Below are 26,359 nucleotides of genomic sequence, written 5' to 3'. Positions count from 1 at the left end.
GGGCTGGCCTGATCAGTAGGTAACGGTCGCGGTGACCGTATCCAGGTACACACCTGCGGGGACATCGGTGCTGGCTACCCGGCCATAGACCGGAATCGACTGCTGCGCGGCGGTGCCGGTGCCGGCCACGGTGTTGGTTCCCAGTACCCGGCCCCAGAACTGGGTGCGGGCGGCGTCGCGGTACAGGCCGTAGGGCACCAGCCCGCCATCGGCATTGGTCATGCGCCGGTTGTCGGCGGCGGCGGTCGGGCTGCTGGCGTTGAGGCCGGGGTCCAGTGCGATCTGATAGGGCGTGCCGCGGCTGCAGTTGAGCTGCAGCGCGCCCTGGTTGTCGATCGGAGTGGCGCCGGTGGAGCGCACGTGGGTGCCGAAGTCGATGTCGCTGGCGTTGACGGTGTGCACGTCGCAGGACTCGGTGATGGTGATCTTGACCTGGAACTGCGTGGTGTCTGTCGCTGCGTGGGCGGCACCGGCAAAGGCAGTGGCGGCGATGAAGGCGAACAGGGGGACGTTGCGAAGTTTCATGGTGAATCCTTGGGGGAAAAGACAGCGCGCCTGTCCTGTTCCGTGCGGGCCGGCTTGCGGCAAACACGATGTGGCAGGTGCGGATTGAGTCTGTTCTCAGGCCACCGGTGAGGGGTATGAGATATGTCCCAAGGCGGGTTTTTCTGTGATGCGCGTGCGCCAAATTAGCGTTGTTTTAACTGGGTTTTGGCGGCTTCGGTGGCTCGGATTAAGACGATTCGCATGCGTATGGAAAGCGCCTATCGACGCCATCGACGGAGGCCATGCAAGTGGAACTCAGCTTCGGGGAAACGGGCCGGCCAACGAGCCGGTTTCGCGTTCATTAATGTGAAATACTTAGCGAAATAGCCCAAATGGGGGATAATCGACGCATGGCAATCCAACTGAAAACCCCCGAAGAAATCGAGAAGATGCGCATCGCTGGCCGTCTGGCGGCCGAGGTGCTCGACATCGTCGCTCCGCACGTCAAGCCCGGCGTCACCACCGAAGAGCTGGACCGCATCTGCAACGACCACATCATCAATGTGCAGGGCACCGTCCCGGCCAATGTGGGCTACCGCGGATTCCCCAAGACCGTGTGCACCTCGGTCAACAACGTCATCTGCCATGGCATTCCCAGTGAAGCCAAGGTGCTCAAGGATGGCGACATCATCAATATCGACGTGACCGTCATCAAGGATGGCTGGCACGGTGATACCAGCCGCATGTATTACGTCGGCACGCCGTCGGTGATGGCCAAGCGCCTGGTGGAAACCACCAAGGAAGCCATGTGGCGCGGCATCCGTGCGGTCAAGCCGGGCGCAACCCTGGGCGATGTGGGCCACGCGATCCAGGAATACGCCGAAGGCGAACGCTTCAGCGTGGTGCGCGAGTACTGCGGCCACGGCATCGGCAAGGTCTATCACGACGAGCCGCAGGTGCTGCATTACGGCCGTCCGGGCCAGGGCCTGGTGTTGAAGCCGGGCATGACCTTCACCATCGAGCCGATGATCAACGAGGGCACCCGTTACACCAAGGTGCTGCCCGATGGCTGGACCGTGGTGACCAAGGACCGCAAGCTCTCGGCACAGTGGGAACACATGATCGCAGTGACCGAAGACGGCGTTGAGGTATTGACGTTGTCACCGGCTGAAACCGCGCAGGCATGATTTCACAGCCGGCGGGCCCGAGTCTGGACACGCCGGCCGATTCCGCCGGTGACGTGCAATGGGCTGCCGATGCACGGCAGTCGCTTGCCCATACCGATGCGCGCCTCGGCAAGCGCTTCGAGCAGGCCGACAACGTCGAGCGCCTGCTCGGGCTACGCACGCGCGCGGTCGACCAGCTGATCATTGAAGCCTGGCAACGCTGCGTTCCTGCCGGCGCCGGGCTGGCCTTGTTCGCGGTAGGCGGCTATGGCCGTGGCGAGTTGTTCCCGCGCTCGGACATCGACCTGCTGGTGCTGGCCGAAAATGACGTACAGCAACGCCACGAAGCCACGCTGGCGCGCCTGTTCGCGCTGCTGTGGGACGCAGGCCTGCCGGCCAGCCACGCGGTGCGTTCGGCCGCGCAATGTGTGCACGCCGCCGCCGACCAGACGGTATTGACCGCCTTGATCGAAGCGCGCCCGCTGGTGGCGGACGCAACCGCCCAGCACGGGCTGGCGCGGGCGATCGCGCCGAGCCTGGTATGGCCGCCGCGAGAATATTTCCTGGCCAAGCGCGAAGAGCTGCTGGCCCGTCACCAGCGCTTTGGTGACACCGCCGACAACCTCGAGCCGGACATCAAGGATGGCCCGGGCGGTCTGCGCGATCTCAATACGCTGGGCTGGATGGCACTACGCGCCTTTGGCGTCAGCAACATCGATGCACTGGTCGGGCTGGGCCATCTGGGCCTGGATGAAGCCGCTGCGCTCAAGCGTGAACGGCTGGTGCTGGCGCAGCTGCGCTTCGGCCTGCACCTGGTGGCACAACGGCCGGAAGAACGGCTGCGCTTCGACTACCAGAAAGCGCTGGCAGCACGCATGGGCTTTGGCGATGACGCCGAAAGCCTGGGCGTGGAAAAGATGATGCAGGGCTTCTATCGCAGTGCGACGGTGATCCGCCGCATCAGCGACCGCCTGCTGCAGCGCTTTGAAGAGCAGTTCGACGGTGAAGCAACGCCGCTGCCGGTGGATGCGGGTTTCTCGCTGCGGCGCGGCTATCTCTCCGCCGACGACCCGATGTGGCCGCATGGCGACATCAGCAGCATCTTCGCGTTGTTCGCGTGCTGGGCGCGCACCCCCGATGTGCGCGGCCTGCATTCGATGACCGCGCGCGGCCTGGCTGAGATGCTGGACGAAATTCCCGCCTATTCGGCCGTTGACGACAGTGTCCGCGAGCAGTTCATGGCCTTGCTGCGTGGCCCGCGTGCGGTGGATACGCTGGCGCGCATGGCCCGGTTGGGCGTGCTGGGGCAGTGGATACCCGCATTCGCGGCGGTTTCCGGGCGCATGCAGTTCGACCTGTTCCACGTCTACACGGTGGATCAGCACACCTTGATGGTGCTGCGGAACATGGCCTTGTTCGCCAGTGGCCGCGCCGATGAACGTTTCTCCATCGCCCATGAAGTGTGGCCACGCCTGCGCAAGCCGGAACTGCTGCTGCTGGCCGGTCTGTTCCACGACATCGCGAAGGGCCGTGGCGGTGACCATTCCGAACTGGGTGCGGTGGACGCGCGGGAATTCTGCAGCGCACATGGCCTGAGCACATCGGATACCGAGCTGGTGGCCTGGCTGGTGGAACAGCACCTGCGCATGTCGATCACCGCGCAGAAGCAGGACATCACCGACCCGGACGTGATTCATCGATTTGCCGGCTTGGTCGGTGACCGTGATCGGCTCGATTATCTCTATCTGCTGACCTGCGCCGATATTGCCGGCACCAGTCCCAAGATGTGGAACGCATGGAAGGACCGGCTGCTGGCCGACCTGTATTTCGCCACCCGCCGCGCGCTGCGCGAGGGCCTGGAGCATCCGTTGCCGGAGGCGGAGCGGGTGCAGGAAGCGCGCGACAACGTGCGCGAACAGATGCGCCTGCTCGGCCATGCCGATGCGGTGATCGACCGCCAGTTCGCGGCTATGCCCGACGAGAGCTTCGTGCGCTTCCGCCCCGAGCAACTGGTGTGGCAGGCCGCCTCGCTGGTGGAGATCCACAAGGGCGGCACTCTGGTCAAGGTGCGGCGGATCACGCCGGAGAGCGATGCGCTGGAAGTGTTCGTGCACTCGCCGGACCGCGACGGCATGTTTGCCGCCATCGTGATGACGCTGGACCGCGCCGGCTACGGCATCCACCGTGCGCGGGTGCTCGATGGCCCGGACGACACCATTTTCGATACCTTCGAAGTGACGCCTGCAGGCAGCTTCGCCGATGGCAACGCCGCACGATTGGAAGCGGTGCTGCGCAAAGCGCTGTCCGGCAACATTCTGGCGCTGCGGCCTTCGCGGCGGGTGATGCCACGCCAGCTCAAGCATTTCCGTTTCGCTCCGCGCATCGAGTTCCTGGACGCCAGCCATCAAGGCCGCACCGTGCTGAACCTGGTGGCCCCGGACCGCCCCGGGCTGCTGGCCGACGTGGCACATGTGCTGCGTGACCAGCGGCTGCGTGTGCAGGATGCGCGCATTGCCACCTTCGGCGAGCGCGCCGAGGATCAGTTCCAGCTCACCGACCGTCACGACACCCCCCTTACCGAAATCTCCATGCAGGCTTTGCGTGACGCATTGCTGGCCTGCCTGGATCCCGACAACACGCCAGGAGACCCCCACTGATGGCAAGCAAGCCCGCAACCAAGAAGACCGTTACCAGCAAGACCGCCAGCAAGGCCAAGGCTGCGCCGAAGAAGACGGCGGCAGCGCTGACCAAGCCGGCCGCCAAGCCCGTTGCAAAGGCGGTCAAGGCAGCGGCCAAGAAGGTTGCAGCTGCCAAATCCAAGCCGGTCAAGCCGGCGACGCCGTCGGTCGGCCCGCGCAGCCTGCGCAAGCCGCCGGCACCGGGTGTGGCCGAGCTCAAGTTCAGCATTGAAAGCGCCTTCGAGCGCCGCAGCATGCTGACCATGGACGAGATCGAAGGCTCGACCCGCGCGCTGGTCAACCGCGTGATCGACGGGCTGGAATCGGGCGAATTCCGTGTTGCCGAGCCGGATGGCAACGGTGGCTGGAAGGTCAACGAATGGCTGAAGAAGGCGGTGCTGCTGTACTTCCGTGTCAACGACATGGCGGTGATGGATGGCAGCCCGGCGCCGTTCTGGGACAAGGTCGAGTCGCGCTTTGAAGGTTATGACGAAGCCGCGTTCCGCCAGGCCGGCGTGCGCGTGGTTCCGGGTGCGATCGCGCGCCGCGGCACGCACTTCGGCAAGGACGTGGTGCTGATGCCGAGCTTCACCAACATCGGCGCGCACGTGGGCGAGGGCACCATGGTTGATACCTGGGCCACCGTTGGTTCCTGCGCGCAGATCGGCAAGCACTGCCACCTGTCCGGCGGTGCCGGCATCGGTGGCGTGCTCGAGCCGCTGCAGGCCAGCCCGACCATCATCGAGGACCATTGCTTCATCGGTGCCCGTTCGGAAGTGGTGGAAGGCGTGGTTGTCGGCCACCACAGCGTGATCGGCATGGGCGTATTCCTGAGCCAGAGCACCCGCATCTACAACCGCGCCACCGGCGAAGTGACCTATGGCTATGTGCCGCCTTACAGCGTGGTGGTCAGCGGCTCGCTGCCGTCCAAGGACGGCACGCATTCGCTGTACTGCGCGGTGATCGTCAAGCAGGTGGACGCCAGGACCCGCAGCAAGACCAGCGTCAATGATCTGCTGCGCGGGTTGGCGGACTAAACAAAGCCGATAGCCAGGCTGTTCCCTTCTCCCGCGTGCGGGAGAAGGTGCCCGAAGGGCGGATGAGGGGAGTTCTTGCTTCGCTCTTGCCTGGCTTGGTAGAAGCTTCGGTTGGCAATACGAGCTGGAAGCTTCCCTCACCCCCAGCCCCCACTCTGTGCCCCGGCCCTCGCGTTGACGCGAAGGCGCTCTCCGAGTCGCGAACCATTGGTTCGCAAACGACTCGGGTTCGCCCCGCAAGCGGGAGAGGGGAGCAGATCACCGCGAGCTTTGAACCATGACCACACTCTACGGATTGAAAAACTGCGACACCTGCAAGAAAGCCAGCAAGTGGCTGGACCGCTTCAATGTCGCCTACACCTTTGTCGATTACCGCGACAACAAGCCCAGCCCGGAAACGCTGCTGGAGTGGGCCGACAAGGCCGGCGGTTTCGCGGCGATGGTCAACAAGTCGTCGACCACCTGGCGGCAGCTGCCGGACAGCCGCAAGTCGCCCGCGTCCGATGCCGAGTGGAAGCTGCTGCTGCGCGAATACCCGCAGCTGATCAAGCGCCCGCTGGTCATCACCGATGACGGTACGTTGAGCCAGGGTTTCAGCGACAACGGCTTCAAGGCCCGCTTCAACATCGCCTGATCCGCCCTCCAGTAAACGTGGGAGCGGCCTGAGCCGCGAAGCCACCGATCCATAAGGCCGCCATGAACGACGTACTCGCCCTGACCTGCGATCTGATCGCCCGCCCCTCGGTAACCCCCGAAGACGCCGGCTGCCAGCAGCTGATCGCCGAACGCCTCAACGCCGCCGGCTTCAACTGCGAGCACCTGCGCCTGGGCGAGGTCGACAATCTCTGGGCGACCCATGGCAGCGGCGCGCCGGTGCTGGTGCTGCTCGGCCACACCGACGTGGTGCCGACCGGCCCGGTCGAGGCCTGGAGCAGTGATCCGTTCAAGCCGGAAGTGCGCGATGGCGTGCTGTACGGGCGTGGTGCCGCCGACATGAAAGGCAGCGTCGCCGCCTTCGTGGTCGCCGCCGAGCAGTTTGTTGCCGCCCACCCCAACCACCCCGGTACGCTGGCGGTGCTGCTGACCAGCGACGAGGAGGGCGATGCCATCGATGGCGTACGCCATGTTGCCAAACTCTTTGTCGAGCGCGGGCAGGGCATCGACTGGTGCATTACCGGCGAGCCCTCGTCGACCGCCACGCTCGGCGACCTGCTGCGCGTTGGCCGTCGCGGCAGCCTGTCGGCCAAGCTGCGCATCAAGGGTGTGCAAGGCCATGTCGCCTATCCGGAAAAGGCGAGGAATCCCATTCACCTGGCCGCGCCGGCCCTGGCTGAGCTCACCGCCCGGCATTGGGATGATAGCTACGAAAGCTTCCCGTCCACCAGCCTGCAGATTTCCAACATCAATGGCGGTACCGGTGCCAACAATGTGATCCCGGGCGAGCTGCAGGTGATGTTCAACCTGCGCTACAACCCGCACTGGAATGCGGAAAAGCTGGAAGCCGAGATCGGCGCACTGCTCGACCGTCACGGCCTGGATTACACGCTGGATTGGCACCGCAGTGGCGAGCCGTTCTACACCCCGGAAGGCCGCCTGCGCAGCGTGGCCCGTGAGGTGCTGGCCGGGTTTGCCGGCGCCGCGCCCGAGGAAAGCACCGGTGGTGGCACCTCAGATGCCCGCTTCATCGCCCCGTTGGGTGCGCAGTGCATCGAGGTGGGGCCGGTGAATGCCAGCATCCACCAGGTCGATGAGAATGTGCGCGTGGCTGATCTGCAGGTGCTACCAGACCTTTATCGGAAGCTGATCGAAAAACTTCTGGACTGAGCTGTTACGGTGCAGGCGCACAATCTTGCCGGGGGGGGCGAGATGGACAGGCTTCAAATGGGGTTCCGTAATGGGCTGATGGCCTTCGTGTTGCTGTGCGTGATGCCATTCGCGCACGCCACCACCGCGATGCATGGCTTGCCCTTGCTGCGCCAGTTTGGTGCCAGCCAGCTGCCGGCCTCGCCGACCTACCCAAGCGTAGTGGTCGCCCGCGATGGCAGCCTGTATGCCGCCAGTGGCGAAGGGGTAATGCTCTTCCGCAGTGGCGTATGGGAGCTGCTGGAAGCAGCCGGCGAGGCGCCGGTGTACTCGATCATGCTGGCGCGCGATGGCAGCCTGTATGTCGGCGGTGCCGGTGTATTCGGCCAGCTGCGGCGGCGCGCCGATGGCACCCATGTCTTTGTCGATCTGCTGCCCCGGCTGGCCAGCGCGGGCCTGGTGCAGGCGCCGGTGGAGGTCTATTCGCTGGGCGAAACCTCGCGTGGCGTGCATGCAGTGAGCGCAGGCGCCCTGTACGTGCTCGACAAGGACGGCAACACCAGCCGCCAGCCACTGCCCACCGGCGCCGGCTCACGTCCGCTGGTGGCCGGTGACCACGTTTATTTCCGGGTTGCCGGGCAGGGCCTGTACCGCGTCGAGGCGGCCGGTACGGTGCTGGTCGAAGGCACCCAGTCATTGGCAGCGCTGCGCGTGCCGGCGGCCTGGCCGTATCGCGGCGGCCTGCTGTTCGCGGCTGCCGATGGTTTCCATTTCAGTGATGGCAAGCGCGTGCGCAAGCTCGATACGGACGCGGATGCGGTCTTTCGCCTGCACGAGCCCTACACCGGCATTGCCTTGGCCGATGGGGGTTTTGCGGTGGGCAGCTTCGACGGCACCCTCATGCGCTTCTCGCCCGGCCTGCGCCTGCTCGACAGCTTCGCCGCCTGTGCCGGCGAGATGCATGACCTGGTGGAGGACGCCGATGGCGCGGTGTGGGTGTCCGGTGAAAACGGGGTCGCCCGCCTGCGCTGGTCATTGCCCTGGACGCGCTACGGACGCCTGCACGGCCTGAGCGGCCGTATCTTCGACAGCACCTGGTATGACGGCCGCCTGTGGGTGGCGAGCATGGGCGTATGGAGTGCACGGCCATCTGTGGCGGGTACGCCGCTGTTCGCGCAGCTGCAATGGCCGCGACGGGACCTGGAAACCTTTGCGCTGGAAGGGACGGAGGCCGGGTTGCTGATCGGTGACCGCTATGGGCTTGCGGTGCTCGGCCCGGGACAGGTGCAGCCACGGCGGCTGCTGCCTGCGGTATTGGGCGACAGCATCAGCACGCTGCTGCCTTCGGCATTCGACGCCGGCCGGGTGTTCGCCATGGCCAAAGACAGAATCATCGTGCTCGGCCAGCGACATCAACGTTGGCAGGTGCTGGCGCAATGGAAAACCGGCATGCACGCGGCTGACGGCCTGTACGAAGTTGCGCCGGGCGAGGTGTGGGCCGGTGATGCCAACGGCGGCGCGCATCGCTGGCGTTTCAATCCGGCCAGCGGCGAACTGCTCGGCAACCAACGCCATGGCAGCGAACAGGGCCTGCCCGTTGCCGCTGGGCAAGGCACCCATTTGTTCCGCAGCGCCGGCGTGCTGTATGCGATCTCCGGCGGGCAGGTGCGGCAGCTGCAGGGCGAGCGGTTTGTGGCCGCCACGTTGCCACCGCTGGCGGGGCTGCTTGCGCCCTCGGAGTTGGAGGGGCGGGACACGCCGCAGGGCAGCTTTGCGTGGACGGCACGCCAGCTGTGGTGGCGTAAGCCTGGTGCCAGCGCGTTCCGGCTGCAGCAGGTCAGCGACAGTCGAGTGCCCGGCTTCATGAGCGTTGCCTCGCACGCTGACGGACAACTGCGGGTGGTCACCCGTGACAGCGTATTGCAGTTGGATCCCGTCGCCGCAGAAGCCGCCACCGCATCACCGCAGGCGCGGTTGGACCGCATTGAACTGCAGGGGCCGAACCATCCGCCGGTGTTGCTGCCGCTGTTGCCACACGCCGTGCAGCGCTTGCCGGCCGGCGCTGGCCTGGCCTTGCGTTTTGGCGTGCAGAGCATGGAGCCCGAAGTCGAATTCCGCTACCGCATGCCCGGCTACCACGATGACTGGTCGCTGTGGGCCGCTGGCCGTGAGCTGACCTACCAGCGTTTGCCGGCCGGTGCCTATACCTTCCAGTTGCAGGCACGGGTGCTGGGCGGTACGCCGACCGAGACAATGGATTATCGGCTGCAGGTGGCACCGTTCTGGTACCAGCGTGGCTGGGTACGCGCGGCCTTTGGCGTGGCAGGGGTTCTGTTCCTGCTGATCGTGGTGCGACTGCGCACCCGCGGCATCAACGCGCGGAACCGGCTGTTGGAGCACAGGATCAACGAGCGCACGGCCGAGCTGCAACGCGCCAATCTCCGCCTTTCCGCGCTGGCGGCAACCGACGGCCTCACCGGTATCGCCAACCGGCACGCGATGGACAATGCCCTGGCGCATGCATGGCAACGCTGCGCGCAGCGGCAGCAACCGTTGGCGGTGATGATGATCGATGTGGATCACTTCAAGCAGTTCAACGACACCCACGGCCACCATATCGGCGACCTGCAATTGCGGCGCGTCGCGCAGACGCTGGCCGCGCAGGTGCAGGAGGCCGATGCGCTGGTGGCACGTTACGGCGGTGAGGAATTCGTGTTGATACTGCCAGGCTGTGACCAGCAGGCAGCGCAGGCGCGCGGTGAGCGGCTACGCAGTGCGGTGGAGCAGGTCAGTGGTGCTGCGGGTCAGCGGGTGACGATCAGCATCGGTATCGCGATTGCGGTGCCGGTGCTGGAGGAAGACCCGATGGCGCTGGTGCGCTGCGCCGACCAGGCGCTCTACCGGAGCAAACGCGAAGGTCGTAACCGGGTGGAGATTGCCGGTCTGATAGGGCCGTGCTGAAGCATTGGTCTGGTCCGCTTTCTGTGACCCAGATCTGTGGGCAGCATCCGTGTAATGACCTGTTCGCGTTCGGAAATCCGCAGGCCGGAATTGGACTCTTCGGCACAATGTGTACAGTTCAGTTTGGTTCCGGACGTGGGCGCGAAAACAGTCAATCAAAGGCTGCACGCTGCACTGAAAAGTGATGATTTCACGCGGAAATATCATGCTGCGCCGCATCTTCACCCTCCCTCTACGTAGTCAAACCTCAGCTGAAAGCGGATGACGCCGCCTTCGCGAAAGGCCGCTATATTCCAGTCTCCCCAGACGAAGGAGGGAGTGGAATGATTATGACCAAACAACATTGGGTAATGGCACGTTCGCTCGGCATGGCTGTTGTCGTCACCGCAAGTCTTGCTTCTTGCGCAACCTACAAAGAAGAGTTTGCGGGCATCAACTCACGCCTCGATCAACTCGACACCAAGGTGCAGGGCGCCGCACAGAGCGCCGAATCGGCCAATCAATCCGCACAGCAGGCCAACCAACGGCTGGATCAAATCGAAGGTCGCGTCCAGCAGCTTGAACGGGCACCGCGTCGTACGCCGCGCGGTTGATCGCCTTCCAGCAATGGTGATGTCGAACTGACATCCGGGACCCGGTGGCCGTTGCTGGCCACTGGACTCCTTCGGCCAGATGGCCTTTGTTTCATCTTGATTCCAACTTGAAGGAAGCGTCCCATCCGTACGCACACACACCTCGCAGTCCGGGCCATCCACGGTGCACTGGCCGTCGCGCTGGCGTTCGCCAGCGTTGGCGTGGCCGTCGCGCAGGAGGGCACCGCACAGCCTGCAGCGGCGGTCGATGAGCTACCGCCCGGCCAGGAAGTCTCCGACACGGTGATCGAACTTGCAGGCTGGGTTGTCGCAAGCAAGGACAACCAAGGTTATCCGTTTGCGGTCATGGACAAGGCGGCAGCACAGGTACTGGTGTTCAGCGGCGACGGCCGGCTTCGTGGCGCCGCGCCGGCGCTTTTTGGCTCGGCCGCTGGCGACCATACCGCGCCCGGTGTCGCAGGCCTCGCGCTTCGCGAAATTCCCGGCCGTGATCGCACCACACCTGCCGGCCGTTTCATTGGCGGCTACGGCCCGTCCATCGACGCCGGCCGTGTCTTGTGGGTGGACTACGAATCTGCAGTCTCCATCCACCCGACTGCCACCGGCGTGCCCGCCGAGCGCCGCGTCGAACGGCTGGCCTCGCCCACGCCGGACGACAACCGCGTCACGCACGGCTGCATCAACCTGTCGCCCGAGTTCTACGAACACATCATCCAGCCGACATTCGAACGCGGCGGCGTGTTCTACATCCTGCCCGACACCGCGTCGCTGGCAGATACCTTTCCAGAGTTCGCGAAAAGCCGCGCGGCGACGCAGGGCAGCACGGAAAAGCGCTCGGCATCGCAACGTTGAGCGGTGCGCGGCGTAGTCCCTCAGGTATGCGGCGACGCTGCGGCCCAGCGTTGCCGCCAGTCAACAGCCAATCAGCAACAGCCAATGCGTCATCGCGTGGCCAACAAGGTCGGTGGGCCACGGCACAGGCGTGAATGCCTAGGCAACAATCAAGCCGAATGAAGCCAGCACCGCCGCAGCCTGCCGCTGCGAGATCACCGCTTTCTTGAAGTACTTCGCGTCCATCACATTGAGCCCGCTGATATCGGTATCGCGCAGGTCGGCGCCTTCAAAGCGGGTCAGCTTGGTCTGCGCGTTGCGCAGGCTGCCGCCGCTGAAAACCGCGTCGCGGAAGTCGCAGCCGGACAGGTCGGCATCGGAAAAGTCCATGCCCTCCAGCTGCGCCTTGCGGAATGACAGCCCGCGCAGGTCAGCGCTGACCAGCAGGCAGTCGCGGAACTCCAGCGCCCAACCGCTGACTTCCTGCAGGTGTGCGCCGGTGAGCTTGCAGTCCTTGAACTGCACCGACGACAGCGTGGCGCGCCGCCAGAAGCTGTTGTTGAGGTCGCAGTGATCGAAACGCGAATCACTGAGTTGAGCCGAGCTGAAATCGCAGTGGCTGCCCCGGCACTTCTGCCATCGGCTTTCTTCCAGCGAGGCCGCCAGCCAGTTTGCGCGGGTCAACGAGCACTGGTTGAACTGGTAGCCGTCCATGTCCAGCCGCGAGAAATCGCCCTCGTCCAAGATGCAGGACTCGAACACCGCCGCACGTGGATGCGCGCGGATGATCTGCTGCATGCGTGTGCGGTCGATGGTTTCTTCGCGAAAAGTAGCGGTGTCGGTCATGTTCAACTCTGCGGGTGCAAGCGCGTAATTCTGCGCGACATTGCCGGGCCGGAGCAGTCTTGTCGCCGCGCGGCTTATGTGTACCGGCTGGTATGCGCTATTCGAAGATGAAGAACGGTGGCGCGATGGCTTTGCGCCAGTAGGATTCCTCGGCCATATAGAACTCCTGCGCATTGGCACGTGCAAACCATGCCGCTGCTGCAGCCTCATCCTTCTGCAGGCCCTTGCTGCCCCGACCCAGCGCCAGCCCGCTGAAGTACTGGCCGTAGACATTGCCTTGTTCGCCAGCGCGCTGGTACCAGCGCAGCGCCTCGCTCATGTCCTGGGGCATGCCGATGCCGGCTTCATGCAGGGCGCCGAGGTCGACCTGGGCCTCGGCATCGCCGCGTGCGGCGAGGCGCTGGATGCGAGCGATGGCGGCGTTGGTGGACGGCCGATCGCCGGCAAGACGTGCCGCTTCGGTGGAGGCGCGGGTGGCCCCGCGCAGCGCGTCCAGCTTGTACAACTCGCGCATGTACACCGCCGAGCGTAGCCGCCAGCGCAATGCGCCGGCCATGTCGCCCTGGCGTTCGTACCAGCGTGCCAGATCGTCCATGGCATACGGCGAGCCGTGGTAGGCGGCGCTGTGGTACCAACGCAATGCCTTGCGAGGCGAGGGTTTGAAGCGCACGTCCTCCGGCTTCTGAGGTTCGTCGCCACTGTCGAGGCGGCCACGCTCCAGGATCGAACCCAGTTGGCGTTCGGCGGCGGTGCTGCGGTGCGTCCGCGGCGGTATCGCGGCTGCGCGTGCGTACCAGTCCAGCGCCCGCACGTCGTTCCAGGCCTGGTACATCCTGGCGACCTGCATGGCCGAATCGAACTGGCCATCGGCGGCGGCGGACAGCGCCTCGCGCTCGGTGTCGCTGGGCGGACGGCTGGCGGGTATGGACGCGCAGCCGAGCAGGGTGAACAACGGCAGGGCGTACAACAGCACGCGGGGCGTGAGGCGGGGCATGCGGCAGGGCGTCCGGGGGCAGGTGGCCGGCGATTATCGCGGAGCGCGCCGGCCCCGCTGCTGAATCGGTTGCCAAAGCAACAGTTGCGCGGCCGCCGAAACAGGGCTACGGTCAGCGCCATGTCCTCGTTCCTGGCCACCGCCGTCAACAATAACAACCGCAATAATCTGCGCGCGAATAATCGTGCGCGGCCACTGCGGGACTGCGACCAGAGCTAGAACAGGCAACACGCTCAGGACACCAGAAAACCCGCATCGGCTGATGCGGGTTTTTTTATGGCCGGGCGGGAACACCAAGCGGCTGCAGGTCTCCAAGCCGTTGCTTCGACTGTTTGCCCCACACAACCCAGGAGCTTTCCCATGTGTTCCATCTTCGGCATTTTTGGCCTGCAACCCGGTGACGACCTGCAGGCGCTGCGTCGGCAGGCGCTCGAACAATCACAGCGCCAGCGCCATCGCGGCCCGGACTGGAGCGGCGTCTACGTCGACGACGGCGCCATCCTGGTGCACGAGCGCCTGGCCATCGTCGACCCGGCCGGCGGCTCGCAGCCGCTGCTTTCGGACGACGGCCAGTTGGCACTGGCAGTCAACGGCGAGATCTACAACCATCAGGAGCTGAAGAAGGAGCTGACCCAGCCCTATGCTTTCCAGACCGGTTCGGACTGTGAAGTGATCAATGCGCTGTACCGGGAAGACGAACCGGCCTCGTACTTGAACAGGCTCAACGGCATTTTCGCGTTTGCCCTGTGGGACCGCGCCAAGCAGCGCGTGATCATTGCCCGCGACCCGATCGGTGTGGTGCCGCTGTACTGGGGCCATGACAAGCAGGGCCGGCTGTGCGTGGCCTCCGAGATGAAATCGCTGTCCGATACCTGTGCCGACGTGGCGCAGTTCCCGCCAGGTCACTGGTATGACAGCAGCACCGATACGCTGAGCAAGTACTACGAGCGCCCGTGGCGCGACTACGAAGCGGTTGACGGTGTGGATGTGTCGCTGGCCGAGCTGCGTGAGGCCTTCGAGCGCGCCGTGCACCGCCAGCTGATGACCGATGTGCCTTATGGCGTACTGCTGTCCGGCGGCCTGGATTCGTCACTGGTGGCGGCGGTTGCCGCACGCTATGCGCGCCACCGCATCGAGGATGACGGCAAGAGCGAGGCCTGGTGGCCGCGCCTGCACAGCTTCGCCATCGGCCTGAAGGGCTCACCGGATCTGGCTGCGGCCAAGGTGGCCGCGGAAATGCTGGGCACCGTCCATCACGGTTTTGAATACACCTTCGAGGAAGGCCTGGACGCCTTGCCGGAAGTGATCCGCCACGTCGAGACCTATGACGTCACCACCATCCGCGCATCGACGCCGATGTTCCTGCTGGCGCGGCGCATCAAGGCGATGGGGGTGAAGATGGTGCTGTCCGGCGAAGGCAGTGATGAAATCTTCGGTGGCTATCTGTACTTCCACAAGGCACCGAACGCACGCGAGTTCCACGAAGAGCTGGTGCGCAAGCTCGATGCACTGAACAACTACGATTGCCTGCGTGCCAACAAGTCGATGATGGCCTGGGGCGTGGAGCCACGCGTTCCGTTCCTGGACCGCGAGTTCCTTGATGTGGCGATGAAGATGGATGCGCGCCACAAGATGGTCGACAAGGCCAGTGGCCGCATCGAGAAAGCCGTGCTGCGCGAAGCCTTCGAGGGCTATCTGCCGAAGGAGATTCTGTGGCGGCAGAAGGAGCAGTTCAGTGACGGCGTCGGCTATGGCTGGATCGATGGCTTGAAGGCGCATGCCGAGGAGCAGGTCAGTGACCGCGTGCTGGCAGCAGCCGACAAGCGCTTCCCGCACAACCCGCCACAGACCAAGGAAGCCTATTACTACCGCCACGTGTTCGAGCAGTTCTTCCCCAGCCATGCGGCCTCGGAAACCGTGCCGGGCGGCAAGTCGATTGCCTGCTCGTCGCCGGCGGCGATTGCCTGGGATGCCAGCTTCGCCAGCATGGCCGACCCTTCCGGCCGCGCGGTTGCCGGCGTCCACGAGCAGGCCCTGGCCGGTTGATTGAGCAGCCACGGCCCGGGTGATGCGGGCTGTACGCCCGGGCGCTGCCGAGACGGCGCCCGGGGCTTATCATCCCCGGCTAAAGCAAGGGGGAGTTCATGGACGCAGACACGCATCGTCCCGCTTCACGGTTGCGTTGGGGGTTGCTCTATCTGGGTTGGGCAGGGGTGCCGATGCTGGTGGCCTTGCTGCTCGCCCGCCATGCCGGCATGGCGGTAACGGCGCCGGTGCAACAGGTCGCCAGTGCGGCTTCAGGCGCCTTGCATTCCAATTCGGCGCTGGGCCTTTTTCTGCTGCAGCTGCTGGTGCTGCTGCTGGTCGCCAAGGGCATGGGCTGGCTGGTGCGCTGGTTCGGCCAGCCAGCGGTCATCGGTGAGATGGCCGCTGGTCTGATGATGGGCCCGTTGTTGTTCGGTACGGTGCTTCCACACGCACAGGCCGCCTTGTTTCCCCCCGCCTCGTTGGCGCCGCTGGCGCTGATCAGCCAGTTGGGTGTGCTGATGTTCCTGCTGGTGGCCGGCGCGGAGTTGGACCTGGGCAGGCTGCGCGGGCGACGAAGATTTGCGATCGCCGTCAGTCATGCAGGCATCGCAGTGCCGTTCCTGTGTGGCGTGTTGCTGGCAATCCATCTGTATCCGCAGCATGGGCCGGCAGGCGTGGGGTTTACCCCGTTCGCGCTGTTCATCGGCATCTCGTTGAGCATCACTGCGTTCCCGGTGCTGTTGCGCATTCTTGCGGATCACCGCATGACCCACAGCCCGCTCGGGCAGACCGCCATTGCCTGCGCGGCGCTGGGCGATGCCACCGCCTGGTGCATGCTGGCGCTGATTGTCAGCGCAACCCAGGCTGCGGGTTGGGGCGCGGCCGGTTTCAATCTGGTCTGCGTGGTGGTGTTCATCGGCGTGATGCTGTGCCTGGTGCGCCCCTGGATTGCACGGCAGGTCATTGTTGCCGGGCGCGAAGGGGCGTGGCTGCTGGGCATGTTGCTGCTGACCCTGGCCAGCGCGCTGTTGACCGAGTACCTGGGCATCCACGCCCTGTTCGGCGCGTTCGCCGCCGGTGTCGCGGCGTCTTCCAACGCACAGCTGCGCGAGCTCATCGTCGGCAAGGTGGAGCCGCTGGCGGCGGCCCTGCTGCTGCCGCTGTTTTTTGCCATGACCGGTTTGCGCCTGCGTGCCGACGCGTTGCAGGCAAGTGATCTGTGGCTTTGTGTGCTGGTGATCGCCGTTGCCATCGTCGGCAAGCTGCTTGGCACCTTCGCCGCAGCGCGCAGCGCGGGCATGCAGACGCCGGATGCGCTGCGGCTGGGTGTGTTGATGAACACACGCGGGCTGATGGAGTTGATCGTGCTCAACCTGGGGTATGAGCTGGGGTTTCTGGGCGACCGGTTGTTCGCGGTGCTGGTGATCATGGCCTTGGTGACAACGGCCATGACCGGGCCGCTGCTGCGCTGGAGTGAGCGAGCTCAAGCCAAACCGGGCTGAGTTCCATTCGTGGTGTTGTCCTCTTGCTGAAAGGAGTTTTGGATGCGTGCATTGCCGCTGTTGATACTGGGGTTGTTGGGCAGTCCGTTGACTGCCGCAGCAGGCGAGGTGCCGCTGGAGCGTCATCAACTGGGCAGTTGGGAGACGGATATCGGTTACACCGGGGTGGTACGCGATGGCGACACGCTGCATGTGTCCGGCGTGCCGTGCAGGGGCGCGGACATGCAGGCCGCAGTGCGTGACTGCTACGGCAAGCTGACCAAGATCCTGCAGCAGTTTGATGCGGACAGCAGCCAGGTGGTCAAGGAAACAGTGTTCACCACCGATATGGATGGCTTGATCAAGGCCATTCCCGAGCGCAAGACGTTCTTTGCCGATGGCAAGTATCCGGCCGCGAGCTGGGTGCAGATCAGCCGCCTGTTCGACGCCGAAGCCAAGCTCGAAGTGGAGTGGACGGTGCGCTTGAAGTAGGCGTGATGCGTAGGCGTAGCCCGGGTAAGCGCAGCGCACCCGGGGCTTTTGGCGCCTAACCAAGGTCAAAAGTTCCGCATCGATGGCAGGAGCGATTCGGTCTTCGTGCGCGGATGTCTTGCCTGCTTCCCGGGTGCGCTGCGCTTACCCGGGCTACAGATACCAAGCAGCCTCGCCAGTTGTAGGAGCGGCGTAAGCCGCGAAGCCGGAACACCATCAGCTTGCACATGCCTCCGGTGTTTCAGCAAATCCAGCTTCGTGGCTCACGCCACTCCCACAGGTAGAGGCCAGCTGGGGCCACAGATGCCATGCAGCCCCGCCAATTGTGGGAGCGGCGTAAGCCGCGAAGCCGGAACACCATCAGCTTGCACATGCCTCCGGTGTTTCAGCAAATCCAGCTTCGTGGCTCACGCCACTCCCACAGGCAGAGGCCAGCTGGGGCTACAGATGCCATGCAGCTCCGCCACTTGTGGGAGCGGCGTAAGCCGCGAAGCTGGAACACCATCAGATTGCACATGCCTCCGGTGTTTCAGCAAATCCAGCTTCGTGGCTTACGCCACTCCCACAGTCAGACGAAAGCTGGGGCTACCTGGGTCTGCATGCAGACCTGTGCTGGTTTTTCAGCGCGGACTCAATTTCATGCTGTGTGTCGCCTTGCCAGGCAGGAACGGGGTAGGGCGACCGTTTACCCAGTCTTCGTGGCCCGCGCCCCAGAATGGCGACAGCGGATGTCCACTCTGGCCGCCGGGCATGTGCACGATGCCGTCGGCTTCGTGGCCGGGTGAGACCACCATGCGTTCGGACGCGCCAAACTTCGGCCCGACCACGCGTGGCATGTCGCTGTCACCGGCGAGCGGTTCTGCTGTCATGCACAGCCAGCGTTTGAACAAAGCCGGCAATGCTGCCGAGACCGGATGACAGATGGCGGCGGTGTTGCGCTCGCCCCAGCTGCGTTGCGTCAGATCCGTTCCTTGGGCGGCCAGATCTTTTTCCAGCTGCCTTGCGCTGTCAGCCAGCAAGGCATCCCAGCCTTCATACGGCGGCGGCAGCAGGTTGGCCGGGCGTTCGCTGAGCATGGGCCACAGCACGCCCTCGAACTGGGCCAGTTTGGGGGCGAGGTAACGCTCGCCAAGCTGCGCCTTGGCCGGTGCCAGCAGTGCGCCTTCCATGTTGTCCGTCAGGATGCCGCGGAAACCCCGCGCCATCCGGTAGCTGACCGAATCGGTGGAAGCGCGCCCCTGCCAGGTGCGGCTGGCGGCCTCCAGCCGTTTGAGGGCGGGATCATCGCTGTGTTCGATGGTCTGCCGCAGCAGTTTCCACCAGCGCTCCATCAACAGGGCGCGGTCGTCCAGCTGGATGGCCAGCAGATCGCGTTCGCTGAAAACATCACGGGCGAACAGGCCATCGCGGATCTGCTTGGCACGTGCGCCGAAGTCATAGCCGCCATCGCCGGCTTCGGCCAGCGAGGCGCCATCTAGCACGCGGCCGTTGGCGGTCCACAGCCGATGATCCGGTGGATCGATCAACGCCGGTGCCTGGTCGGTACGGATGGGCCAGGGCGGGCAGCTGGTTTGCGTGGCGGCATCGGCATGGCAGGCCGGATCCCGTGCCGGTCTTGCACCAATCAGGCGCCAGGCGATGCGCCCGCTGCGGTCGCCCACCAGCAGGTTCTGCGCGGGCACACCGGAGCGATCAGCCACTGCGAAAGCAGCCTCCAGATCGGCGGCCTTGGCCATGTCGGCGAAATCCAGCCGCACGGCGCCGGGCTGCTGGCCGACCCAGCGCAACGCCAGCAGGCGGCCATCGGGCTCTTCATGCAGAACGGGGCCCCAGGCGCTTTCGCGCACCAGCAGCATTTCCGGGCGCGCACCGGCGACGGCGATGGCTTCGTTGTAGCTGCGTAGTGGGGCATCGGCGGGCAGGGCCGAGTAGTCGGCGGTATCGATATAGCTGTTGGTGAATGCCCAGGCTACCCGCGTATTGCTGCCGACGATGACCGCCGGCAGGCCCGGCAGGGTGAAGCCGCTGACATCGACCTTGCCATCAGGCGCGGTCGGGTCGGCGTAGCGCAGGCGCGCGCGGAACCAGATGTTGGGCGCACGCAGGTTCAGGTGCATGTCGTCGGCAATGATGGCGCGGCCGTCGGCGGTCAGGGCGCCGGCTACTGCGAAATTGTTGCTGCCCGGAAAAGAATCGGTCGCCGCAGGCGGCCCACCGATGCCTCTCTCCCGCACAGCGGGAGAGAGGGGGACCGCTTGCGAAGCAGGCGGTGGAGTGAGGGCGCGCGCGCCGCCGGCAACGCGCAGGTCCAGCGTTGCCGCATCCGGCAACACCGCATCACCGCGGGGCGCACCAAACAGAGGCGCGTCCCAAGCGCTGCCATCGTGGCCGAGCAGTGCGTACAGCGCTGGCGGCACTACGCTGCGGATGCGCGCCATCGCAAGCTCGCGGGTATTGGCCGGGTCCTGCAGGTCGCCGTACATCGCCAGGCCGGTCAACACCGAATCCTCCAGTTCCCAGGGCCGTGGCTGCTGACGCAGCAGCAGATAGGGCCACGGCCGTACCGGCAAGGCTGAAAGGCCGGCGTTGACGCCATCACGGTAGGCTTCCACCACATCGCGTTTGCCACCCAGTGCCGCGCCCAGGTTCTGCTGGGTACGCGCACGCAGCCGGTGCACCCGCATGCGCCTGTCCAGCGGCAAGGCCTTGGCGCCGAAGAGCTCGGAAAGCTCGCCGGCTGCCGAGCGCCGCATCAGGTCCATTTCGAAGAAACGCTCCTGCGCGTGGACATAGCCGAGGGCGCGCGCCATATCGGTTTCGTTGGTGGCCTCGATGCTGAGTACCCCCAGCGCATCGCGCTGGATGCTGACCGGGGCTGACAAGCCGGGCAGCGCCAGCTCCCCATCCAGCTGAGGCAGGCTGCCGCGCAACAGCCCCCAGATGACCAACAGCAGTACCAGCAACAGCCCTACTACAATCCAGAACGAACGCAGCAGCCAACGCAGCACAGGCCTACCCCAGGTAGCGGTTGTGTCGCGATTGTAGACAGCTTGTGAAGTCGAAAGAGAGGGAATCGCAACTGAAAGTGATTCCGATTAGATCATTGGGTTTCCGGATGGGGCACCCTATGCGGCATCGAATCATCAGGAGCACCCCCATGCAGGGCAAACCCGAAGTCATTGAATGCCTGAAGGAGCTGCTGCGCGGCGAACTTGCCGCGCGCGACCAGTACTTCATCCATTCCCGTCGTTACGAGGATCAAGGCCTGCTGGCGCTGTACGAGCGCATCGGCCACGAGATGGAAGAGGAGACCGAGCACGCCGACGCGCTGCTGCGCCGCATCCTTTTCCTCGGCGGCAACCCGGACATGCGTCCGCACGGCTTCGAGCCGGGCGTGACCGTGATGGAGATGCTGGAGAAGGACCTGCAGGTGGAATACCAGGTGCGTGCCAATCTGGCCGCTGGGGTGAAGCTGTGCGAAGCGCAGGGTGATTACGTCAGCCGCGACATCCTGATCGCGCAGCTGCGTGACACCGAAGAAGACCATGCTTGGTGGCTGGAGAAGCAGCTGGGCCTGATCAAGCGTATCGGCCTGGAGCTGTACCAGACCAGCAAGATGGACGCCAAGGGCACTGCGGCGCATTGACCTGAAGGCGGCAAACGCCGCCTTCTGTAGTGCCGACCCATGGTCGGCATTTGGCTTTACCGGCAAGGCCTCTGCCGACCATGGGTCGGCACTACAGGCGCTGCAACCTGTAGACGGCAGTGGACAGGCCGGTTACGCCATCGGCGCGGAAATCCGGCTGCTGGTCGAGAATGTCGCGGCGTTCCAGCAGGCCAGCATGCCACGGTGTGGCAAACAGCCGCTGCACTTCATCCTCTTCCACCGAGAATGGTGGGCCCTGTTTTTCATCCTGCGGGTATTCCAGGGTGATCAGTATCCCTTGGCAGCCCACTGGCAACTGCGCGTACAGGGTGTCGCGGTAGTGCTGGCGCAGATGCGGAGGCAGGGCGATCAGGGCGGCACGGTCGTAGACGCCCGCGATGTCTGCCAGCAGGCCTGCATCCAGCGCGAAGGCGTCGCCGCAGATGATCTCGATCGGGCCTGCACTGTAATGCTCGCCGTACTGGCTGCTGTGCCGCTGCGCGCTGACGCCGGCCTCGGCAAAGAATTGTTCGGCGGCCATCGGTGACAACTCGATGCCGAGTACGCGGTGGCCTTGCGCGGCCAGCCAATGCATGTCCAGGGTCTTGCCGCATAGCGGCACCAGGACGCGACTGCCGTGCGGGAGTTCCAGCGTAGACCAGTGCTTCTGCAGCAGCGGCATCACCTCGCTGCGATGGAAGCCGATTTGACCGTTCTGCCAACGTTGCAGCCAGAAGTCGGGTTGCATGGGGTTCTCCGATAGCGATTGCTTGGCGGGCTGTGTAGGAGCGGCGTGAGCCGCGAAGCCGGGAACAATGGATAAATGGTGATTCTTGGTTGCTGATGTTGTTTGGATTTGTAGCTTCGCGGCTTACGCCGCTCCTACAAGAGCCGGAACAAAAAAAAGCAGAAGGCCGGGCAATGCCCGGCCTTCCTGTACTTACTGAACTTCCAGCCCTTCAACCTTCTGCCAACCACGCGGCAACAAATGCCCGCGCGTCGCTCTCGTCCCCAGATACGTTTCCAGGTCCTTGAACGACAGGTTCATGGTGCGCTGGCCACTGCGTACCTGCAGGGTGTTGGACGGGCCTACCGCGACCACCGCCACCACGCGCTCGGTGGAGAGCTTGGCCTTGGGGATCTCGATGATCTTGTTGCCCTTGCCCTTGTCCAGCTCGGGCAGCTCGCTGGCCGGGATGGCCAGCATGTTGCCGGCGCTGGTGACCGCGACGATGCGGTCGGTCTCCGGATTGGCAACCAATGACGGGGTCAGTACCGCCGAGCCGGTGGACAGGTTGAGCATCGCCTTGCCGGCCTTGTTGCGACCGGTGAGGTTCTCGAAACGGGTGACGAAGCCGTAGCCGTGCGTGGACGCCAACACGAAGCGGGTGTTGTTGTCGCCGCTGGCCACAGTGACGAAGCTGCTGCCCGGCGCCGGCGAGAAACGGCCGGTGAGTGGTTCGCCATTGCCACGTGCCGAGGGCAGGGTGTGCACCGGCGTGGAATAGGCGCGGCCCTCGGTATCGAGGAAGGCCACCTGCTGCGTGCTGCGGGTGCGAGCCACTGCCAGCAGGCTGTCACCGTCGCGGTAGTTCAGGGTCGCGCCGTCGACATCGTGGCCCTTGGCCGCACGTACCCAGCCCTTCTCCGACAGTACGACCGTCATCGGTTCGCTGGGCACCAGCTCGGTCTCGTCGATGGCCTGGGCGGCACCGCGCTGCACCAGCGGCGAGCGGCGCTCGTCGCCGAACTTCTTGGCATCGGCCAGCAGCTCGTCCTTGACCAGTTTCTTCAGCTTGGCGTTGCTCTGCAGGATGGACAGGATCTTGTCGCGTTCCTTGGCCAGCTCGTCCTGCTCGCCACGGATCTTCATTTCTTCCAGGCGCGCAAGCTGCTTGAGCTTGGTTTCCAGAATGTACTCGGCCTGGTCCTCGCTCAACGCGAAGCGCGCGATCAGCGCGGCCTTGGCATCGTCCTCGGTGCGGATGATGCGGATCACTTCATCCAGGTTGAGGAAGGCAACCAGCAAGCCTTCCAACAGGTGCAGGCGACGCTCCACCTTCTGCAGGCGGTGGTTGAGGCGGCGCGTCACCGTGTCCTGGCGGAAGCGCAGCCACTCGCTGAGCAGCATCTTCAGGTTCTTGACCTGCGGGCGGCCGTCCAGACCGATGACATTGAGGTTGACGCGGTAGCTGCGCTCAAGGTCGGTGATGGCGAACAGGTGGCCCATCAGCTGCTCGGCGTCGACGCGGTTGGAGCGCGGCATCAACACCACGCGCACCGGGTTGGCGTGATCGGACTCGTCGCGGATGTCTTCCAGCCACGGCAGCTTCTTGGCGCGCATCTGCGCGGCAATCTGCTCGATCACCTTGGATGGGGATACCTGGTGCGGCAAGGCATCGATGACGATGTTCGGGCCTTCCTTCTTGAAGGTGGCACGTGCACGCACGCTGCCGTTGCCGGTTTCGTAGATGTTGCGCAGGTCCGAGGGCGAGGTGATGATCTCGGCGGTGGTCGGGTAGTCCGGGCCCTTCACGTGCTCGCACAGTTCGGCGACGGTGGTGTCCGGCTCATCGATCAGGCGCACCAGCGCGCTGACGATCTCATTGAGATTGTGCGGCGGCACGTCGGTGGCCATGCCCACGGCGATGCCGGTGGTGCCGTTGAGCAGCAGGTGCGGCAGGCGTGCCGGCAACCAGGTCGGTTCTTCCAGGGTGCCGTCGAAGTTCGGGGTCCAATCAGTGGTGCCATGGCCCAATTCGCCCAGCAGCATCTCGGCGATCGGGGTCAGCTTGGATTCGGTGTAACGCATGGCCGCGAACGACTTGGGGTCGTCACTGGAGCCGAAGTTGCCCTGGCCCTCGATTAGCGGGTAGCGGAACGAGAACGGCTGTGCCATCAGCACCAGCGCCTCGTAGCAGGCGCTGTCACCGTGCGGGTGGTACTTACCGATCACGTCACCAACGGTACGCGCGGACTTCTTCGGCTTGGAGGCAGCCCCCAGGCCCAGTTCGCTCATCGAATAGATGATGCGGCGCTGCACCGGCTTGAGCCCGTCGCCGATGAAAGGCAGGGCGCGGTCCAACACCACGTACATGGAGTAATCAAGATAGGCGCGTTCGGCGTATTCGCGCAGCGGCTGCTGTTCAAAGCCGTGGAAAGCTTGGCGTGCAGGATCGGTCATTGCGGGTGGTGCTACCTGTGAACGTTGAAGCCGCGGCGTGGCTGCCGGCTTCCAGACCCATCGATTATCCGGATGGCGGCGGCGATGCCAAGCGTGGCGGTGGCCCGGAGGGGGCCGATGCCAGTGATTGGCGACATATCTGTAACACTGAATTCATTTCCCGATGGAAATATACCATTGAGAATATTTCCAAATGGAAATAAAATCCCGCCCCATGACTGAATCCTCCTCCCCGCCGACCAGCTTTGGGCTGTTGCTGCGCCAAGTTGGCGACGGCCTGGTCCGCCAGCTCGACGCCACCATGGCCGAAGAAGACATCGGTATCGGTTTCACCCATTACGTGGGCCTCAAGGTGCTGTCGAAAATGGCGCCCTGTACCGCTGCCGAGCTTGGCCAGGCCATCAACCAGGTGCCCAGCGCGGTGACCCGCTTGCTGGATCGGCTGGAGTCGCTGGGTGCCGTGCGCCGTGAACCGCACGCGCAGGACCGGCGGGCACTGCAGCTGGTGGTGACCGAGGAGGGCCAGGCCTTGTGGGCACGACTGAAGGTGCGCGGCGACCGGATCATGGATCTGGCCCTGGGCGACCTGAGCGATGTCGAACGTGACCAATTGTTTTCCCTGTTGACCCGGGTACGGGACGCCCTTTCTCCCCCATGAACACTTCTCCTATGAAATGCACGCGGCTGTTGTTGCCGGGTGCGCTGGTGCTGGCACTTGCCGCCTGTGCCAGCAGCCGCGGCCTGCAACCGCAGGGCCATCTGCTTGATGCCGACAGTCTGCACAGCAACCGAGCGCTCGCCGCTGCGCCGCTCAGTGCGGCCGGTTTCCCGGCTGCGGACTGGTGGCGCGCGCTCGGCGCCCCGCAACTGGATGCCCTGGTCGCCGAGGGCCTGCGCAGCAGCCCATCGCTTGAAGCCGCCGACGCCAGGCTGCGCCAGGCACAGGCGCAGGCTGCCGGCGCCAATGCCGAGCGCAAGCCCAGCCTGGCGTTGTCGCCGGGCTATACCGGCCTGACCCTGCCCAAATCGATGGCCGGTGAGCTGGGCGGCGATTACATGGGCAGCGTGCAGGCCGTGGCCAACTTCAGCTACGGCATTGATCTGTGGGGCGGCAAGCGCGCGAACTGGGAGGCGGCGGTGGACAGCGGCCATGCCGCGGCAGTGGATGCACAGGCCGCACGGCTGGATCTGTCGGCTGCCATCGTCCAGACCTACGTGCAGCTGGCCCATGCCGGGCAGTTGCAACGGGTGGCCAATGACGAATTGGCACGTGCCGAAAAGACATTGGAACTGACCCAGCAACGTCGTCGTGCCGGCATCGACAGCAACCTGCAGGTGACCCAGGCGCAGGCCCGCCTGCCCCTTGCCCACCAGCAACAGCTGGCCGCGCAGCAACAGATCGATTCGGCCCGCAATGCCTTGGCTGCGCTGTTGGGGCAGGGCCCGGACCGCGGCCTGGACATCACCGTTCCAGCTGAGTTGAATCCGCTTGCCCTGCAGCTGCCGAGCGTACTGCCCAGCGAGCTGCTGGGCCGGCGCCCGGACATCGTCGCGGCCCGCTGGCGGGTGGAAGCGGCCGACAAGCAGATCAAGGTCGCTAAGACCCGTTTCTATCCCAGCCTCAACCTGACTGCACTGGGCGGGGTGGTGTCGAAGAACCTAGACAGCCTGCTGCAGAGCGGCTCCACCTTCGGTCTGCTGGCACCGGCGCTGAGCCTGCCGATCTTCGACGGCGGCCGCCTGCGTGCCGGCCTGGCCAGCAGCGATGCCGACTACGACCTGGCCGTGGCCAGCTACAACCACATCGTGGTCGAGTCACTGCGTGATGTGGCCGATCAGGTCGCTGCGCTGCGCTCGCTGGGCGAGCAGGTGCAGGCCCAGCAACAGGCGCAGGCCACCGCGCAGGCCGCCAATGATCTGGCCCAGCAACGCTACCGAGCCGGCATCGGCAATTACCTGGACGTGCTCAGCACGCAGGACCAGTTGCTGCGCAGCCAGCAGCAGCTGAGCAACCTTCAGTCGCAACAGCTGGTGTCCTCGGTGCGCCTGAGTGCGGCATTGGGTGGGGGCTTCCAGCCCGACGCCACTGCCGAACCTGCCGCCGTTACCGCCCATTCGAATTCCTGAGACGCC

General features: G+C 64.9%; 21 protein-coding genes. 15 read left to right on the top strand and 6 right to left on the bottom strand.

Annotated elements, in window-relative coordinates; all coding sequences use genetic code 11:
* Positions 1-12: 12 nt before the first annotated feature.
* The gene (locus tag BCV67_RS03265; RefSeq protein WP_062166454.1) at positions 13-525 is read right to left on the bottom strand and encodes a Csu type fimbrial protein; all 513 of its coding nucleotides are present in this window, start codon (positions 523-525) and stop codon (positions 13-15) included.
* Positions 526-896: 371 nt separating this feature from the next.
* Here BCV67_RS03265 and map point away from each other — a divergent pair, with 371 nt between their 5' ends.
* The 8 genes from map (at position 897) to BCV67_RS03225 (ending at position 11,576) form a co-directional block, all read left to right on the top strand.
* Complete coding sequence (map, locus tag BCV67_RS03260) at positions 897-1,673, top strand: type I methionyl aminopeptidase (protein WP_062166453.1); 777 nt, start codon at positions 897-899, stop codon at positions 1,671-1,673.
* On the top strand, positions 1,670-4,309 hold the full coding sequence (locus BCV67_RS03255; protein ID WP_062166452.1) for a [protein-PII] uridylyltransferase: 2,640 nt from the start codon (positions 1,670-1,672) through the stop codon (positions 4,307-4,309). The genes map and BCV67_RS03255 overlap by 4 nt, the downstream gene beginning before the upstream one ends.
* Positions 4,309-5,367 carry a 2,3,4,5-tetrahydropyridine-2,6-dicarboxylate N-succinyltransferase gene (gene dapD / locus BCV67_RS03250; protein ID WP_062166451.1) on the top strand — a complete coding sequence of 353 codons (1,059 nt, stop codon included), beginning with the start codon at positions 4,309-4,311 and terminating at the stop codon, positions 5,365-5,367. Before BCV67_RS03255 ends, dapD begins: the two co-directional genes overlap by 1 nt.
* A 277-nt stretch (positions 5,368-5,644) precedes the next feature.
* Complete coding sequence (locus BCV67_RS03245) at positions 5,645-6,001, top strand: Spx/MgsR family RNA polymerase-binding regulatory protein (RefSeq protein WP_062166450.1); 357 nt, start codon at positions 5,645-5,647, stop codon at positions 5,999-6,001.
* A 62-nt stretch (positions 6,002-6,063) separates the two neighbouring features.
* Positions 6,064-7,191 (top strand): succinyl-diaminopimelate desuccinylase, encoded by a 1,128-nt coding sequence (gene dapE / locus BCV67_RS03240; RefSeq protein ID WP_062166449.1) that lies wholly within the window; start codon positions 6,064-6,066, stop codon positions 7,189-7,191.
* Positions 7,192-7,248: 57 nt separating this feature from the next.
* Positions 7,249-10,131, top strand: a complete 2,883-nt coding sequence (locus tag BCV67_RS03235) for a diguanylate cyclase domain-containing protein (protein WP_172837719.1) — start codon at positions 7,249-7,251, stop codon at positions 10,129-10,131.
* A gap of 323 nt (positions 10,132-10,454) precedes the next feature.
* Entirely contained in the window at positions 10,455-10,724 is a 270-nt protein-coding gene (locus BCV67_RS03230) for a hypothetical protein (RefSeq protein WP_062166447.1), read from the top strand.
* Between the two features lie 156 nt (positions 10,725-10,880).
* Positions 10,881-11,576, top strand: a complete 696-nt coding sequence (locus BCV67_RS03225) for a L,D-transpeptidase (RefSeq protein WP_062166446.1) — start codon at positions 10,881-10,883, stop codon at positions 11,574-11,576.
* 138 nt (positions 11,577-11,714) lie between these two features.
* Here the strand turns inward: BCV67_RS03225 and BCV67_RS03220 are convergent, their stop codons facing one another.
* Both BCV67_RS03220 and BCV67_RS03215 read right to left on the bottom strand, forming a co-directional pair.
* Positions 11,715-12,401: a pentapeptide repeat-containing protein gene (locus tag BCV67_RS03220; RefSeq protein ID WP_062166445.1), complete on the bottom strand. Its 687-nt coding sequence runs from the start codon at positions 12,399-12,401 to the stop codon at positions 11,715-11,717.
* A 97-nt stretch (positions 12,402-12,498) separates the two neighbouring features.
* Complete coding sequence (locus BCV67_RS03215; RefSeq protein WP_065868023.1) at positions 12,499-13,395, bottom strand: tetratricopeptide repeat protein; 897 nt, start codon at positions 13,393-13,395, stop codon at positions 12,499-12,501.
* 360 nt (positions 13,396-13,755) lie between these two features.
* Here BCV67_RS03215 and asnB point away from each other — a divergent pair, with 360 nt between their 5' ends.
* The 3 genes from asnB (at position 13,756) to BCV67_RS03200 (ending at position 17,396) form a co-directional block, all read left to right on the top strand.
* Positions 13,756-15,441 carry an asparagine synthase B gene (gene asnB, locus BCV67_RS03210; protein ID WP_062166443.1) on the top strand — a complete coding sequence of 562 codons (1,686 nt, stop codon included), beginning with the start codon at positions 13,756-13,758 and terminating at the stop codon, positions 15,439-15,441.
* Between the two features lie 98 nt (positions 15,442-15,539).
* A complete protein-coding gene (locus tag BCV67_RS03205; protein ID WP_062166442.1) occupies positions 15,540-16,925 on the top strand; it encodes a cation:proton antiporter in 1,386 nt (461 codons plus the stop codon).
* 42 nt (positions 16,926-16,967) lie between these two features.
* A complete protein-coding gene (locus tag BCV67_RS03200) occupies positions 16,968-17,396 on the top strand; it encodes a RidA family protein (RefSeq protein ID WP_062166441.1) in 429 nt (142 codons plus the stop codon).
* Positions 17,397-18,016: 620 nt separating this feature from the next.
* On the opposite strand, the gene BCV67_RS03195 is transcribed toward BCV67_RS03200, so the two are convergent.
* Positions 18,017-20,404: a penicillin acylase family protein gene (locus tag BCV67_RS03195; RefSeq protein WP_062166440.1), complete on the bottom strand. Its 2,388-nt coding sequence runs from the start codon at positions 20,402-20,404 to the stop codon at positions 18,017-18,019.
* A gap of 149 nt (positions 20,405-20,553) precedes the next feature.
* Here BCV67_RS03195 and bfr point away from each other — a divergent pair, with 149 nt between their 5' ends.
* Entirely contained in the window at positions 20,554-21,042 is a 489-nt protein-coding gene (gene bfr / locus BCV67_RS03190; RefSeq protein ID WP_057628465.1) for a bacterioferritin, read from the top strand.
* A 91-nt stretch (positions 21,043-21,133) separates the two neighbouring features.
* Here bfr and BCV67_RS03185 read toward each other — a convergent pair whose 3' ends face one another.
* Both BCV67_RS03185 and parC read right to left on the bottom strand, forming a co-directional pair.
* Positions 21,134-21,790, bottom strand: coding sequence for a thiopurine S-methyltransferase (locus BCV67_RS03185; RefSeq protein WP_062166439.1), 657 nt, complete (start codon positions 21,788-21,790; stop codon positions 21,134-21,136).
* Positions 21,791-21,982: 192 nt separating this feature from the next.
* Positions 21,983-24,226, bottom strand: a complete 2,244-nt coding sequence (parC, locus tag BCV67_RS03180) for a DNA topoisomerase IV subunit A (RefSeq protein WP_062166438.1) — start codon at positions 24,224-24,226, stop codon at positions 21,983-21,985.
* Positions 24,227-24,243: 17 nt separating this feature from the next.
* Between parC and BCV67_RS19925 the strand changes: the two genes are divergently transcribed.
* From BCV67_RS19925 to BCV67_RS03170, 3 genes are read left to right on the top strand one after another with little or no spacing between them, the layout of a single operon-like run.
* Entirely contained in the window at positions 24,244-24,429 is a 186-nt protein-coding gene (locus tag BCV67_RS19925) for a hypothetical protein (protein WP_156455744.1), read from the top strand.
* A gap of 11 nt (positions 24,430-24,440) precedes the next feature.
* Positions 24,441-24,884 (top strand): MarR family winged helix-turn-helix transcriptional regulator, encoded by a 444-nt coding sequence (locus tag BCV67_RS03175; RefSeq protein WP_062166437.1) that lies wholly within the window; start codon positions 24,441-24,443, stop codon positions 24,882-24,884.
* Positions 24,881-26,353, top strand: coding sequence for an efflux transporter outer membrane subunit (locus BCV67_RS03170; protein ID WP_062166436.1), 1,473 nt, complete (start codon positions 24,881-24,883; stop codon positions 26,351-26,353). The genes BCV67_RS03175 and BCV67_RS03170 overlap by 4 nt, the downstream gene beginning before the upstream one ends.
* Positions 26,354-26,359: the final 6 nt, after the last annotated feature.

Origin of the sequence: Stenotrophomonas nitritireducens (assembly GCF_001700965.1) — a bacterium.
Classification (GTDB): Bacteria; Pseudomonadota; Gammaproteobacteria; order Xanthomonadales; family Xanthomonadaceae; genus Stenotrophomonas; species Stenotrophomonas nitritireducens_A.
This window is presented reverse-complemented; position numbering and strand designations above follow the sequence as displayed.

Coding starts and splice junctions, on each gene's coding strand:
- BCV67_RS03265 (WP_062166454.1), bottom strand. CDS start 525: ATGAAACTTCGCAACGTCCCCCTGTTCGCCTTCATCGCCGCCACTGCC.
- map (WP_062166453.1), top strand. CDS start 897: ATGGCAATCCAACTGAAAACCCCCGAAGAAATCGAGAAGATGCGCATC.
- BCV67_RS03255 (WP_062166452.1), top strand. CDS start 1,670: ATGATTTCACAGCCGGCGGGCCCGAGTCTGGACACGCCGGCCGATTCC.
- dapD (WP_062166451.1), top strand. CDS start 4,309: ATGGCAAGCAAGCCCGCAACCAAGAAGACCGTTACCAGCAAGACCGCC.
- BCV67_RS03245 (WP_062166450.1), top strand. CDS start 5,645: ATGACCACACTCTACGGATTGAAAAACTGCGACACCTGCAAGAAAGCC.
- dapE (WP_062166449.1), top strand. CDS start 6,064: ATGAACGACGTACTCGCCCTGACCTGCGATCTGATCGCCCGCCCCTCG.
- BCV67_RS03235 (WP_172837719.1), top strand. CDS start 7,249: ATGGGGTTCCGTAATGGGCTGATGGCCTTCGTGTTGCTGTGCGTGATG.
- BCV67_RS03230 (WP_062166447.1), top strand. CDS start 10,455: ATGATTATGACCAAACAACATTGGGTAATGGCACGTTCGCTCGGCATG.
- BCV67_RS03220 (WP_062166445.1), bottom strand. CDS start 12,401: ATGACCGACACCGCTACTTTTCGCGAAGAAACCATCGACCGCACACGC.
- BCV67_RS03215 (WP_065868023.1), bottom strand. CDS start 13,395: ATGCCCCGCCTCACGCCCCGCGTGCTGTTGTACGCCCTGCCGTTGTTC.
- asnB (WP_062166443.1), top strand. CDS start 13,756: ATGTGTTCCATCTTCGGCATTTTTGGCCTGCAACCCGGTGACGACCTG.
- BCV67_RS03205 (WP_062166442.1), top strand. CDS start 15,540: ATGGACGCAGACACGCATCGTCCCGCTTCACGGTTGCGTTGGGGGTTG.
- BCV67_RS03200 (WP_062166441.1), top strand. CDS start 16,968: ATGCGTGCATTGCCGCTGTTGATACTGGGGTTGTTGGGCAGTCCGTTG.
- bfr (WP_057628465.1), top strand. CDS start 20,554: ATGCAGGGCAAACCCGAAGTCATTGAATGCCTGAAGGAGCTGCTGCGC.
- BCV67_RS03185 (WP_062166439.1), bottom strand. CDS start 21,790: ATGCAACCCGACTTCTGGCTGCAACGTTGGCAGAACGGTCAAATCGGC.
- parC (WP_062166438.1), bottom strand. CDS start 24,226: ATGACCGATCCTGCACGCCAAGCTTTCCACGGCTTTGAACAGCAGCCG.
- BCV67_RS03175 (WP_062166437.1), top strand. CDS start 24,441: ATGACTGAATCCTCCTCCCCGCCGACCAGCTTTGGGCTGTTGCTGCGC.
- BCV67_RS03170 (WP_062166436.1), top strand. CDS start 24,881: ATGAACACTTCTCCTATGAAATGCACGCGGCTGTTGTTGCCGGGTGCG.